At 69.1% G+C, this 13,760-nt stretch carries 10 protein-coding genes; 2 read left to right on the forward strand and 8 right to left on the reverse strand.

Annotated features, from left to right (window positions below):
- Nucleotides 1-85: 85 nt before the first annotated feature.
- A complete protein-coding gene (locus tag LC039_RS17685; RefSeq protein WP_226626948.1) occupies nt 86-1,177 on the reverse strand; it encodes an AI-2E family transporter in 1,092 nt (363 codons plus the stop codon).
- A 279-nt stretch (nt 1,178-1,456) separates the two neighbouring features.
- On the opposite strand from LC039_RS17685, the gene proS reads away from it, so the two are divergent.
- Nucleotides 1,457-2,803, forward strand: coding sequence for a proline--tRNA ligase (gene proS, locus LC039_RS17690; protein ID WP_226626951.1), 1,347 nt, complete (start codon nt 1,457-1,459; stop codon nt 2,801-2,803).
- 130 nt (nt 2,804-2,933) lie between these two features.
- Here the strand turns inward: proS and LC039_RS17695 are convergent, their stop codons facing one another.
- From LC039_RS17695 to LC039_RS17710, 4 genes are all read right to left on the reverse strand, one after another.
- Entirely contained in the window at nt 2,934-4,637 is a 1,704-nt protein-coding gene (locus LC039_RS17695) for an amidohydrolase (protein WP_226626953.1), read from the reverse strand.
- 130 nt (nt 4,638-4,767) lie between these two features.
- Complete coding sequence (locus LC039_RS17700; RefSeq protein WP_226626956.1) at nt 4,768-5,736, reverse strand: extracellular solute-binding protein; 969 nt, start codon at nt 5,734-5,736, stop codon at nt 4,768-4,770.
- 252 nt (nt 5,737-5,988) lie between these two features.
- Nucleotides 5,989-8,052, reverse strand: coding sequence for an NAD(P)-binding protein (locus LC039_RS17705; protein WP_226626958.1), 2,064 nt, complete (start codon nt 8,050-8,052; stop codon nt 5,989-5,991).
- Between the two features lie 172 nt (nt 8,053-8,224).
- Complete coding sequence (locus LC039_RS17710) at nt 8,225-9,166, reverse strand: LysR family transcriptional regulator (RefSeq protein WP_226626960.1); 942 nt, start codon at nt 9,164-9,166, stop codon at nt 8,225-8,227.
- Nucleotides 9,167-9,434: 268 nt separating this feature from the next.
- On the opposite strand from LC039_RS17710, the gene LC039_RS17715 reads away from it, so the two are divergent.
- A complete protein-coding gene (locus LC039_RS17715) occupies nt 9,435-10,706 on the forward strand; it encodes an NAD(P)/FAD-dependent oxidoreductase (protein ID WP_226626961.1) in 1,272 nt (423 codons plus the stop codon).
- Nucleotides 10,707-10,904: 198 nt separating this feature from the next.
- On the opposite strand, the gene LC039_RS17720 is transcribed toward LC039_RS17715, so the two are convergent.
- Genes LC039_RS17720 through LC039_RS17730 form a run of 3 tightly spaced genes read right to left on the reverse strand, consistent with a single transcriptional unit; the run spans nt 10,905 to nt 13,734 of the window.
- Nucleotides 10,905-11,657 (reverse strand): ABC transporter ATP-binding protein, encoded by a 753-nt coding sequence (locus LC039_RS17720; RefSeq protein WP_226626963.1) that lies wholly within the window; start codon nt 11,655-11,657, stop codon nt 10,905-10,907.
- Nucleotides 11,654-12,697, reverse strand: a complete 1,044-nt coding sequence (locus LC039_RS17725; protein ID WP_226626964.1) for a FecCD family ABC transporter permease — start codon at nt 12,695-12,697, stop codon at nt 11,654-11,656. The genes LC039_RS17720 and LC039_RS17725 overlap by 4 nt, the downstream gene beginning before the upstream one ends.
- Entirely contained in the window at nt 12,694-13,734 is a 1,041-nt protein-coding gene (locus LC039_RS17730; protein WP_226626966.1) for an ABC transporter substrate-binding protein, read from the reverse strand. The genes LC039_RS17725 and LC039_RS17730 overlap by 4 nt, the downstream gene beginning before the upstream one ends.
- Between the last annotated feature and the right edge of the window lie 26 nt (nt 13,735-13,760).

The following is a 13,760-nucleotide window of genomic DNA, read 5'->3' on the forward strand; positions in this document are numbered from 1 at the left end:
CGAAGTCGGCGGCGCAAGGTCCTCGAGACGCGCCGGTCGCGCGAGAGCAAGACACCGCGGGCCGGTGCCGCGCGGGGCGGCAGGTTCACCGGGCCTCCGGCCCCTTGGTCGAGCGGTAGCTGTCGGTCTCGAGGCCGCGGTAGAGGCGGCTGTCCTTGTACTGGTCGATCACGAAGCGCATGATCACCCCCAGCGCGGCGGCCAGCGGCACTGCCACAAGCATGCCGACGAAGCCGAAGAGCGTGCCGAAGACCGACAGGGCGAGGATCAGCCACACCGGGTGCAGGCCGATCGAGTTGCCCACCAGCTTCGGCGTGAGGAAGTTGCCCTCGAGGAACTGGCCGAGGAAGAAGATCCCGGCCACCGCCGCGATCCAGTACCATTCGCCCCAGAACTGGAACAGCGCCAGGCCGATGGCCAGCGCGCCGCCGATGATCGCGCCGACGTAGGGGATGAAGGTCAGCAGCCCGGCGATCACCCCGACCACCAGGCCGAAGTTCAGCCCGACCAGCGCCAGCGCGATGGCATAGTAGCACCCGAGGATCAGGCAGACCGAGCCCATGCCGCGCACGAATCCGGCGAGCGTCGCGTCGATGTCCCGGGCGAGCTGGCGCACCACCGGCGCGTGATCGCGCGGCAGCAGCTCGTCGATGCGGGCGACCATGCGGTCCCAGTCGAGCAGCAGGTAGACCGCCACCACCGGCACGATGACGAAGAGCATCAGGATGTTGATCACCGACATCGCCGAGCTCAGCGCGGTGTTCAGCAGCTCGGCGCCGCGCTCCTTGACGGTCTCGCCGATCGAGGCCAGCGCCTCGCGCATCGGGCTGCCCTCGTCGACCAGCGTCGGGAAATGCGTGCCGAGGAAATCGCGCAGGTCGCGGAAGAGCTGCGGCGCGGTCTCGATCAGGTCGGCGGCCTGGCGCACCAGCGCGGGCACCACCGCCAGCGCGAGGATGACGAAGATCAGGATCGCGGCGAGGGTGATCACCATGGTCGCCATGGCGCGGCTCAGCCCCATGCGCTCGAGCCGGTCAGCCACGGGGTCAAGGAAATAGGCGATGGCGCCGCCGAGGATGAACGGCAGCAGCACGTTTCCGAGGTACCAGAGCACCACGGCCAAGACGACGGCAGCCACGCCCCAGTACTTCATCTGATCGCGCACGGGCAACGCCATGGGAATCCTTCTCCTTGCGGTCTGCCCTTGATCGCCGCTCCGCCACTTTTTTACAAGCCCGAGAGACTGTTGCGGCAATTGCGGGAGGGGTGACGCCTGCCGCGGGCGCAAAGCCGCCGGTGCCGGAGCGGCCGGGGCATCTTCGATTTTGCCGTGTCGGCGCGGGGCGTTCGGCCTCGCCCGCGGGGCGGCCCCGGTCGCTGCCATCCGCGCAGGGCACTTGCTCTTGGCGCGGCCTTCGCCTAACCCGGGCGAAACGCCAATTTCCGGGAGGCCCGCATGCGTCTGAGCCGTTATTTCCTGCCCGTTCTGAAAGAAACGCCCTCCGAGGCGCAGATCGTCTCGCACCGCTACATGCTGCGCGCCGGCATGATCAAGCAATCGAGCGCCGGGATCTATTCCTGGCTGCCGCTGGGCTTCAAGGTGCTGCGCAAGATCGAGGACATCATCCACGAGGAGCAGAAGCGCGCCGGTCATATCCCGATGCTGATGCCGACGATCCAGTCGGCGGACCTGTGGCGCGAGAGCGGCCGGTACGACGATTACGGCGAGGAAATGCTGCGCATCCGCGACCGGCACGACCGCGACATGCTGTTCACCCCCACCGCCGAAGAGCTGATCACCGACATCTTCCGCAGCCACGTCGGCAGCTACAAGGACCTGCCGCTGACGCTTTACCAGATCCAGTGGAAGTTCCGCGACGAGATCCGCCCGCGCTTCGGCGTGATGCGCGGCCGCGAGTTCTACATGAAGGACGGCTACAACTTCGACCTGACCAAGGAAGACGCGCTGCACGCCTACAACCGTCACCTCGTCAGCTACCTGCGCACCTACGAGCGCATGGGCCTGCAGGCGATCCCGATGCGCGCCGACAGCGGCCCGATCGGCGGCGACGACACCCACGAATTCCTGGTGCTGGCCGAGACCGGCGAGTCCGAGGTCTTCTACGACAGCCAGATCACCGAGCTGAAGTTCGGCGACCGCGAAATCGACTACGACTCGGTCGAGCAGTGCCAGGCCGTGCTCGAGGAGTTCACCTCGCGCTACGCCCGCACCGACGAGACTCACGACGAGGCGGTCTTTGCCGAGGTTCCCGAAGAGCGCCGCCGCACCGCGCGCGGCATCGAGGTCGGCCAGATCTTCTACTTCGGCACCAAGTACTCCGAGCCGATGGGCGCCACCGTTGCCGACAAGGACGGCAACCAGGTGCCCGTGCACATGGGCTCGCACGGCATCGGCGTGTCGCGGCTGCTGGGCGCGATCATCGAAGCCAGCCACGACGACAAGGGCATCATCTGGCCCGAGGGCGTCACCCCGTTCCACTGCGGCATCGTCAATCTCAAGCAGGGCGACGACGAGGCGGACGCGGCTTGCGAAAAGCTCTACGCCGCGCTCTCCGCGCTGGGGCTGGAGCCGCTCTACGACGATCGGTCCGAGCGTGCCGGTGCGAAGTTCGCCACCATGGACCTCATCGGCCTGCCGTGGCGCATCACCGTCGGCCCGCGCGGGCTGAAGAACGGCGTGGTCGAGCTGACCTCGCGCCGCACCGGCGAGAGCGAGGAGCTGGCGCCCGAGGCCGCCGTGGAGCGCATCGCGCAGATCTACGGCGTCGCCGCGAAGGGCTGAGCCGGGCGAGAGGGCGCTGCCCCCTCATCGCTTGCGGCGATTTCACCCCCGGGATATTTGGGTCTAGACGAAGGGCCGGTTGCGGAGATGCGTGACCGGCCCTTTCCGTTTGCGTTCGGGAGTGCGCGCGTCAGCCGCGTTCGTAGATGACGCGGCCGTCGCAGATCGTGGTGTGGGCGCGGCAGGCCTCGGGGCCGCCGAGCAGCTCGCGCGGGTCGCCCTGCAGCAGCACCACGTCCGCCGCCTTGCCGGGCGCGAGCCTGCCGCGGGTGCCTTCGGCAAAGAGCGCATGGGCGCCGCCCGCGGTATAGGCGTCGATCACCGCCTCGAAGGGGATGCGCTGGTCGGGCACATCCGCGGCCCAGGGCTCGCGCGCCAGCGCCGAGTGGATGGCGTTGAACGGCGAGAGCGGCGCGGTCGGCCAGTCGGTGCCGAAGGCAAGGCTGGCGCCGGCGTCCTGCAGCGTCTTCCATGGGAAGGTATCCTTCCAGCGCGCGCGCCCCATGATCGAGACGGTCGGCTCGAGCGGCAGGCCGCTGGAGCCCGGCGGGTGCACCGGCTGCATCGAGGCGACCACGTCGAGCGCCGCGAAGCGGGCGAGGTCGTCCGGGTGCAGCATGTCGATATGCTCGACCCGGTGGCGGGACTCGCGCGCGCCATTGGCCTCGCGCGCCGCCTGGTAGCCGTCGAGCGCGGTCTTCACCGCCGCGTCGCCGACGCAATGCACCTGGATCTGCAGCCCCCTGGCATCCGCCGCCTTGCAGATCGCCTCGAAACGGTCCGGGGCGAAGAGCGGCTCGCTGCGGAAGCCCTGGCGGTCCGGGTAGTCGTCGGTCCGATAGGCGGTCCAGGTGTCGAAGACCCCGTCGAGGAACATCTTGATCCGTCCGAAGGACAGCTTCTCCGAGCCCGGCCGGGTGGCGGCCTCGATCAGCTCGGCGATGCGCGCCTCGTCATGCGCGGGCGACAGGCGCATGGCCAGCGACACGCGGATCGGCAGTTCGCCGTCCCGCTCCATCTCCGACAGCAGCTCGGCCTGGTAGAGGTTGCCGTCCATGTTGACGCCGGTGGTGATGCCGTAGGCGGCGCAGGCCTGCATCGCCGCGGCGAGCGCGGCCTTGTCGGCGGCGCGCTCGGTCTCGGTTACCTCGCCCGGCTCGTCGCCCGCCATTGCCGCATTGTCGCGCCCGCCGTTGGCCGAGAGCCGCCCGACGAGGCGCATGGCATTGCCCTCGCGCAGCTCGCCGTTGGGTTTGCCGTCCGGCCCGAGCACGATCTCGGCGTTCTTCACCTCGGGCACATGGTCCATCAGTCCGGCGGCGGTGAGCGCCGCGGTATTGGCCCAGGAGGTGTGCAGGTCGACGGCGTAGATCACCAGCGGCTGGTCCGGCAGAAGCGCGTCGAGCGCGTGGCGGTCGGGGCGGGTGCCGGGGCCGAGGATCTCGTAGTTGGCCGAGATCGCGCAGAGCAGCGGGTCGGCCTCGCGGCCCCTGCGGTAGTCGGCGAGCGCGGCGGCGAAATCCTCGCGCGTGTCGATGCCGAAGAGGCTGAGCTGGGTCAGCGTGACGCCGCCGGTGAAGAGGTGCAGGTGGCTGTCGCAGAGCCCGGGGCAGACCCAGAGCCCCTCGGCCTCGATGCGCCGCGCCCCGGCGCTGTTCCCGGGGCTGTCTTCGGCCTCGCCGTCGGGCATGCTGCCGGGGGCGCCGATCCAGTCGATCCGCCCGTCCTTCAGCCGCAGAGAGACCGGCGCGCGGCTGTAGATGTCGCGCGCATTGTGGATTTCGATGGTTTCGGCGGGGATGCCGGGCGGCGTGCTTGCAGAGGTCTCGGGCATGGCGTCGGGTCTTTCCGTGAAGGGGAGGCGCCCGGCCGGAGAGTCTCCGGCCGGGCGGAATCTTTAGGCTGCCGGAGGCTCAGCGCAGCAGGTCGGTCCAGACCTTGGTCACCAGATCCTGCGCGGCGGGCTAGCAGGCCTGCGAGAATTCGACCGGCACCGTCGGGAACAGCTCGGGCGCGTTCTCGGGGGTGTACTTGGCCTTGGTCAGGTCCAGCTTCACCGGCGAGGAATGCGCATAGTAGTTGTACTGCACCGTCGCATTCTCTTCGGTCGACATGAAGTCGATGAACATCTTGGCGTTCTCGACGTTCTCCGCGTCCTTCGGCACGACGAAGCTGTCGAGCCAGCCGACGAGCCCCTCTTTCGGCGCGGCATATTCGAGGTGCGCCCCGGCGTTGCGGGTCTTCAGCACCGAGCCGTCCCACCAGAAGTGCGCGCCGACCTCGCCGGTGCCGAGGCGGTTCTCGATATTGTCCGAGCTGTAGGCCGCGACGTCGGGTTTCTGCGCGACCAGCAGGTCGTAGACCTTCTTCATCTCTGACTTGTCCTCCGAGCAGAAGGGCACGCCGAGATAGAGCTGCGCCGCGCCGATCACCTCGTCGGGCTGCGCCAGCGAGGCGATCCGGCCCTCCAGCCCCTCGGGCGCCTCGAAGTAGACCGACCAGCTGTCGACCGGGCCTTCGTAGACGTCACGGTTCACCGCGAAACCGGCGGTGCCATAGGCGAAGGGGATCGAGTAGGCGTTCTCCGGATCCCACCACTGGCCCCTCCACTTGTCGTCGACCTGCGCGTAGGCATCGAGCGCGCTGGCGTCGATGTCCATCAGCAGGCCCTCGTCGATCATGATCTTCACGAAGTGCTGCGAGGGGATGACGATGTCATAGCCCGACGATCCCACCTGCAGCTTGGTCAGCGCGTCCTCGTTCGAGCTGAAGCCGTCGACGCTGACCGAGATCCCGGTCTCTGCCTCGAACTTCTCGATCAGCTCCGGCGCGACGGAGTCGGACCAGGTGTAGAGGTTGAGGTTGCCCTCCGCGTAGGCCGGCAGCGCCAGGACGATGGCCGTGGCCGCGCCGAGAAAGGGTCTTGTTGTCATGGGAGTCTCTCCTGTTGGTTCTTGGTTGGGAGGTCTCAAGCGCGCCGCCTGCTCGGGCCTCTCCGGGCGGGCGGCGCGATGATGCGATGCGGCGGGGGCCGGCCTCGCCGGGATCGGCGCTGCGGCGCGGCTCGGTGCCTGGTTGCCGCCGCGCTGCCGGATGACGAAGGCTTCTGCGGCCTTTCTGCCTGTCATCCGGCGATCCCCTGGGAGTGCCCCGGCGCGGCATTTCGCTTCGGCGCCGGGCGGAGATCAGGCGAGCTGCGTGACCTCGCGGCGGAAGGGCAGGGCATCGCCGATGTCCGGCATGTCGAGTTCGCGGGCGTAGCGATGGCCGGCGTAGGTGGCCCAGGCGATGGGGCCGGGCGCGGCCGCGTCGCCGATCAGCTTGATCGACTTGATGCCGGCGTCGGCCCAGTCGGCCTCGCGCGCCTTGAGCTCATGATAGAGCGCGTCATCCGAGATTCGCGAGGCGACCATCACCACGGCCTCGCAGCCGATCGCCGAGGTCTGGCCGGTGTAGCTGCATTCGGTCACCACCTCGCCGGACTTCAGCGCGGCGATGCCGGTGTTGAGCACGATCTTCACCCCGGCCTCGACCAGCCGCTTGTGGATTTCCGCCTGCTCGAGCGTGTTCAGTGTCCAGTCCGAGACGTAGGCCGAGGGGGTGACGAAGGTCACCGTGTAGCCCGCCTTGGCCAGCAGCTCGGCGAGGACGCCGCCCATGTAGTAGTGATCGTCGTCGAAGAGCACGACCTCGCCCTTCGGCAGCTTGCCGGCCATGATGTCATCGGGGGTGAACACCGGCATGGCGGGATCGGCGGGCATCGGCGCGACGTGCTGGCGCGACACGCCGTCGGCGCGCCAGTGCGACCCGGTGGCGATACAGACGTTCTCGAAGCCGAACTCGAGGATCTCCTGGGCGCTCAGGCGGCTGTCGAAATAGGTCTCGGCATTGGCGCGCTGCGACAGCTGGTAGGTGCGATAGTCGACCACCCGGCCCCAGGCGGACAGCCCCGGCAGCAGGCGCTCGCGGCTGACGCGCCCGCCCAGCTCGGTGCCCGCCTCGGCCAGCGCCACGTCGTAGCCGCGCAGAGAGACGGCGCGCGCCGCCTCCAGCCCGGCCGGGCCGCCGCCGACGATCAGCACGTTGGAGCTGTCTCCCCTGGAGTTCATCTTCTCGGGGTGCCAGCCCTTGCGCCATTCCTCCATGAAGGTTGGGTTCTGGGTGCAGCGGCTGATCGACATGGTCATGTCGCCGGTGACGCAGATGTTGCAGCCGATGCACTCGCGAATGTCCTCGATCCGGCCTTCCTCCACCTTCTTGGGCAGGAAGGGATCGGCGATCGACGGGCGGGCGCAGCCGATGAAGTCGAGCACGCCCAGCTTCACCAGCCGCGCCATCACGTCGGGCGAAGTGAAGCGGCCGACGCCGACCACGGGTTTCGAGGTCAGCTCGCGGATGCCGGTGACCAGCGTCTCCTGCGCCGCCTCTTCCTTGAAACGCGACGGGCCCGAGCAATCCTCCCAGGTGCCCTGCGCCAAGTCCCAGAGGTCCGGCAGGTCGGCGTTCATCTCGATGAACTCGCGCAGCTCGGCATTGGAGAAGCCCAGCTTGCCGATGTGCTCGTCGAGGCTGACCCGCAGCGTCAGCCCCATGGTGTCTCCCACCGCGTCGCGCATGTCGGCGACCACCTCGTTGACGAAGCGGGCGCGGTTCTCCAGCGAGCCGCCGTATTCGTCCGAGCGCTGGTTGGTGGCGCGCGACAGGAAGTGCTGGAAGATGCCGAAGCCATGCGCGCCGTAGAGGCAGATCAGGTCGAACCCCGCCATCTTCGAGCGCTTGGCGGCGTTGACGAACCAGCGGCGCAGGTCGCGGATGTCGCTCTTGTCCATCGCGCGGGCCTGCACCGGGTCGTTGGTGAAGGTGCGGATCGGCAGGGCCGACGGCGCCAGCGGCACTTCCTTGGTGTAGAGGTTCGGCCCGTTGATCCCGGAATAGGCCAGCTGGATGCCCGCCAGAGCGCCCTTGGACTTCATCGCGTCGGACATGCGGCGCAGCGCCGGGATGTCGGCGTCGTCCCAGAGCCGCAGCTCGATGAAGGGGGTGATCTCCGAGGTGTGGTGCATCTCGGTCTGCTCGGTGAAGATCACGCCCCAGCCGCCCTCGGCCTTAATGCCGCGCATCGCCGCCACGGCAGAGGGGTCGCGATAGCCGCCGCCATTGCAATGCGGCACCTGGTAGAAGCGGTTCTTCGCGGTGAGCGGGCCGATCTTGGCCGGTTCGAACAGAATGTCGTAGCTGGGATTTCGCACCGTCGTCTCCTTGGCGGGCTGTGGCTTGCCGGTCGCGGAGAGTGATCCTGTGCGGGAGGCTCGGTGTAAAATAAGCCTTCTGGAAGCGAGGCTTAACCTGAACCTAATCGCAGATTAATGTGCCGCTATTTCCTTGGTTTGCGGAGATTTCGGCGCAGGGGATTCCCTTGCGTCAGGGCGCATCCCCCGCGGCGCGCAGGCCGGGTGCCCGCGTCGCGGTGATCTGCGTCCGGGCGTGGTCGACGAAGGCGCGGACGGTGCGCGAGCCCTGCGCCCCTTCGCTCATCAGCAGCCCGAGGTGCAGGCTGCGCACCGGGCCGCTCAGCGGGATGAAGCGCAGGCGGCGTCCGTCGGGGGCAAGCTCGGTGACGGGGTGGGTGTTGGCCAGCCCGTAGCCGAAGCCATTGGCCACCAGCGAGCGCATCACGGCGATGTCCCGGGTGCGCTCGGCGATCTGCGGGGTGATGCCGAGCTTGCTGAAGAACGACAGGAAATACTCGCTGCTCATCGGCAGATCGAGCAGCACCATCGGGTAGCTCGACAGATCCTCGGGGGTGACGCTCTCGCGCTCGGCCAGCGCGTGGGTCTCGTGTACGATGGCGAAGGGCGGCAGCTCGAACAGCGGCACGAAGTTCAGGTCCGAGGGCACGTTCAGATCGTAGGTCAGCGCCACGTCGATGCGGGCCGAGCGCAGCCCGTCGAACAGTTCCTGCTGGTCGCGCTCGAACTGGCGGAATTCGACCTCCGGCCAGATGTCGACGAAGCTGCGCCGAAGCTGCGGCAGCACGATCTGCGCGAAGGTCAGAAGGCAGCCGACGTTGAGCGGGCCGCGCACCTGTCCCGAGATGTCATTGGCCAGATCGCCGAGCGAATTGGCCTTGTCCAGCAGCTCGCGCGCCACGGTCATGAAGCGCGCGCCGCCCTGGGTCAGCGACAGCCCGTGCGCGTGGCGGCGGATGAAGAGCTGCAAGCCGAACTCGGCCTCGAGCTGCGAGATCGCCGCCGAGATCGAGGGCGAGGAGACGTTCACCTTCTCCGCCGCGAGCGCGATCGAGCCGCACTCGCCGACGGCGACGAAATATTCCATCTGACGCAGGGTGAAGCGTAAGGGCACGTCTTTCTCCGGAGTGGCATGTGTTAGGCACAAACTAATGCACACCGCGCCGCTGCGCCAGTGGCACGGCCGCGCCGGAGCATGGCAGGACGCATCAGGGGCGGGGTGCCGAGCGATGTGCCACTTCTCGCGGCGGGAGACGGCGCTGCGGGCGGTCGCCCGCCCGTCGCCTCTTGACCGATGACGGCGCCGCAAGCTTCTGTGAGCGCGGCACTATTCCGGCTGCAGCGCCCGTTCTGCGCCGCGCTGCCCCGTCTTGGAGACCCGCATGACCGCCAGCCCGCTGAACCTGCAATCGATCTGGGCCGCGACGGCTCCCGCCGCGCCGCAGCTGCCGGAGCTGCGCGAGAGCACCCGCGCGGACGTGCTGGTGATCGGCGGCGGTTTCCAGGGGCTCTCGACCGCGCTGCACCTCGCCGAGGCGGGTACCGACGTCATGCTGCTCGAGGCCGAGGAGGTCGGCTTCGGTGCCTCGGGTCGCAACGGCGGTCAGGTGATCCCCGGGCTCAAGGACGACCCCGACACGCTCGACGCGCTCTGGGGCCCGCAGGCGACCGCCTTCGCTGGGGCGACGGCGGACATGCTCTTTGCGCTGGTGGACCGGTTGGGGATCGACTGCGATGCGCAGCGGGGCGGCTGGATCCAGGCGGGCAGCAAGCGGGTCCACCTGGGCGGGCTGCAGGCGCGCATGGCGCAATGGCAGGCGCGGGGTGCCGACGTGGACTGGCTCGATGCGGCGGCGATGGCGCGGGCGACCGGCGCGTGCGGCTACAGGGGCGGCTGGCTGGACCGCCGGGCGGGCAAGGTGCACCCGCTGAAGCTCGCCCATGGTCTCGCCCTTGCCGCGCAGCGGGCCGGGGCGAGGATGCATGCCCGCTCGCCCGTCGGCGCCCTCGAGCGGGCCGGGACGGGCTGGCGCGCGCGGCTGCTGGCCGGTCCCGAGGTCACGGCCGCGCGCGTCGTGCTGGCCACCAATGCCTATACGCCGGGCGCGCTCGACCGTGCCCTGTCGCGTGCCACGGTGCCCGCGCACAGTTTCCAGATCGCCACCGCGCCGCTCGGGGAGGCGGATCTGTCGCGCATCCTGCCGGGCGGGGTCTGCGTCTCCGAAATTCGCCGGGTCGGCACCTATTTCCGCATCGGTCCCGAAAACCGCCTGATGATCGGCGGGCGCGGCACCTTCGCCGCGCCGCGGCGCCCGTCGGACTTCGCGGCTCTGGAGGCGGAGCTCGAAGCGCTCTTCGGTGCGCGGTTTGCCGGCGCGCAGCGCTGGTTCGGCCGGGTCGCGATGACCCCGGACCATCGTATCCGCCTGTGCGAGCCCGCGCCGGGGGTGCTCGCGGCCACCGGCTTCAACGGTCGCGGCGTTGCGCTGTCGGTCTCGCTGGGCAAGGCGATGGCTGCCTATCTCGCGCACGCCGAGCCGCTGCCGATCCCGCCGGAGCGCCGGATCCGGACCCTGCCGCTCCACGCGCTGCACCGCGTCTACGGGGGGCTGGCGATCCACTATTACCGGCTGCGCGACCACCTCGACTGGTGAGCCTGCGCATGGGGTGCTCGTCGCGGCCTAGCGCCATGCCCTAGCGCGATGCCGAAGTAGGCAGATCGCGCAGTTGTCTCGGAGGCCGACGCGATGGTTTCCGCGATGCCACGGGGGGGCTGGGACGCGGCACCTCGCTTTGCCATTCCGCGCTGGATTTTTCCTTGGGGAACAGCATGGGCATGTCCCCGGCGCACTTCAGAAGAACGAAACCCTCGGTCCGTTCGGACCGGCGCCGATCATGGCCTCGACCCCGAAGACCTTGCGGATCACCTCGGCGGTCAGGATCTCCGCCGGCGGTCCCTGGCCGACAAGCCGCCCCTCGCTCATCACCGCGACCTCGTCGCAGAAGGCCATCGCCTGGTTGAGATCGTGCAGCGCCACGATGACCTGCATTCCCAGGCTGGGAAGCAGCCGCATCAGGTCGAGCTGGTGCCGGATATCGAGGTGGTTGGTCGGCTCGTCCATGAGAAGTTCGCGCGGTTCCTGGGCCAGCGCCCTGGCGATCTGGATGCGCTGGCGCTCGCCGCCGGACAGCGTGGCCCAGGATTGATCCGCGGCGCGCGTCATGCCGGTGCGGGCCAGCGCGCCCTCGACGACCTCCTCGTCACGTGCGCTCCAGCAGCCCAGGGCACCGCGGTGCGGCAGCCTGCCTAGCGCGACGACATCGCGCGCCGTCATCGCCACATCGGTTGTCGCGTGCTGCTCCACCAGGGCAAGCCGCCGCGCGATCTCCGCGCGCGGCATGGCCTCGATCGGCCGCTGGTCCACAAGCACCGCGCCGCTGGTGCCGCGCCGAAGCCCGGCCAGGAGGCGCAGAAGGCTCGACTTGCCCGAGCCGTTGGGCCCCACGAGGCCAAGCACACCGTGCTCTGGCCCGCGCAGGCTCACGCCGCGAACAAGGGTCGCGCCGCCTGAGGTCCAGGAGATGTTCTTGCTCCGCAGGCTCATTGTCGGCCCCGCGAGCGCCATAGCAGCACGGCAAAGGCCGGAGCGCCGAAGAGGGCGGTCATCACGCCGATCGGCAAGACCTGTCCCGGAAGCACGAGGCGCGACAGCACGTCGGCCAAAACCATGAAGACCGCGCCCGCCAGAGCCGAGCCGAGGATGAGCCGGCCATGTGCCGGGCCGACGAAGAAGCGCGTTGCATGAGGGACGACCAGCCCGACGAAGCCCACGGCCCCGACGATGCTGACAACGCAGGCGGTGAGCAGCGCGGTGAGCCCCAGAAGCTCGGCGCGCACGCGCCCGACGTCGACCCCGAGCGAGGCCGCGGCATCCTCGCCGAAGGCGAAGGCGTCGAGGGCCCGCGCCCGGTAGAGGCAGAGCGAGAGCCCCAGCAGCAGGACCGGCAGCGCCAGACCGGCGTCCGGCCAGCGAACGCCGCCAAGGCTGCCGAGCAGCCAGAACATGATGCCGCGGGTCTGCTCGGCGCTGGCCGATGAGGTGACGATGAAGGAGGTTGCTGCATTGAAAAGCTGCGAGCCCGCGATGCCCGCAAGGATGACCCTCTCGGCTCCGCGGCCGGCCCCGAAGGACAGCGCCGCGACAAAGCCGAAGGCGAGGAGCGCCCCGGCCATGGCCCCGGCCGAGACCGTGACGGCCCCGGCACCGAGCGCGAGCACGATGACCAGCACCGCGCCGGTCGAGGCGCCTGCCGAGATCCCCAGCAGGTAGGGTTCGGCGAGCGGGTTGCGCAGCAGCGCCTGCAGCACGACGCCGCAAATGGCCAAGGATGCTCCCGCACACATGGCGACCACCGCGCGGCTCAGCCGGTAGTGCCAGACGATGCCCTCGCGGATCGGATCGACCGGCAAGTCGAGCCCGAAGAGCTGGTTGGCCAGCGTGCACAGCGCCTCGCGCGGGGTCACGGTGATCTCGCCGAAGAGGAGCGCGCAGCAGGTCGCGAGTGTCAGTGCGACGCTTCCCGCCAGCAGGAAGTGCCCCAACCCCGAAAGGGGTGTGGAGCCGGTTCGGCGCAGTCCTCTCACCGGGTCAGGCCGATCTCTTTCAGGCCACGGGCGAGCACCTCGACCCCGTCGACGGCCCGAAGCGTCGGGTTCATCGAATGCGCCGGCATCTCGATCAGATGTCCCTCGCGCACCGCGCGCAGCTTGCTGGCAACCGGATCGCTTTCCAGGAACGCGCGTTTCGCCGCCACGTCGTCGCCGGGAAGGTTGCGCCGCTCCATGGTGCCGAGCACGATCACATCCGGATCGAGCTCAGAGATCGTCTCCCAGCCGACCAGCGGCCATTCCTCGTCCGAGGTGATGACATTGCGCAGGCCGAGGGCTTCGGAAATCCAGGCCGGGGCCCCGAAACGCCCGGCGACATAGGCCTCACCGGCGATCTCGGGCGAGGAGAACCAGTAGAGCACCGAGATCTCGCGTGCCTGCATCGGTTCCGCGTCCGCCATGGCCGCTTCGATCCGGGCCGCATTGGCCGCAACCAGGTCGGCCCCCCGCGAAGGCACGTCGAAGATCTCGGCCAGCTCGGTGATCTCGCGGTCCAGCAGGGCGACGCTCCAGGCCTGCGCGCGGGCGCCGTCGCCACTGCCGGCACGGAAGTCGCTCTTGGCACATTCGGCTGGTGAGACATAGGTGCGGATGCCGAAGTCGTCGAACTGGGCGAAGCTCCCGACCCGTGCCTGATCCGGCGCGATGTCGTTGATCCATTGCGCCGCGACAAAATCGGGGCGGGTTTTCAGAACGGCCTCGAAACCGGGGGACGTGTCGGCAATGCGCGGCAATGCCCGCCCCGCTTCCGCCAGCGACTCCGGCAGCGAAGACAGCCAGATGGCGGTTCCGGCAATACGGTCCGCAAGTCCGAGCGAGAGCAGGATCTCCGTCGTGCCCTGACCGATCGAGACCGCGCGCTCCGGCGGCTGATCGTAGGTCGTCACGCGGTCGCAGTTGGTGATTTCAAGCGGATAGCTGCTCGATTGCGCGAACGCGGGTCCGGGGATCGGCAGCAGGGTGCAGCACAGCAGCGCAAGGCCGCGGCGGCGGCCCGAGGTCAAGAGAGACATAGATTTCCTTTCCCGGACGCCCCGCC

The organism is Alloyangia pacifica (assembly GCF_020524285.1).
Lineage (GTDB): Bacteria > Pseudomonadota > Alphaproteobacteria > Rhodobacterales > Rhodobacteraceae > Salipiger > Salipiger pacificus_B.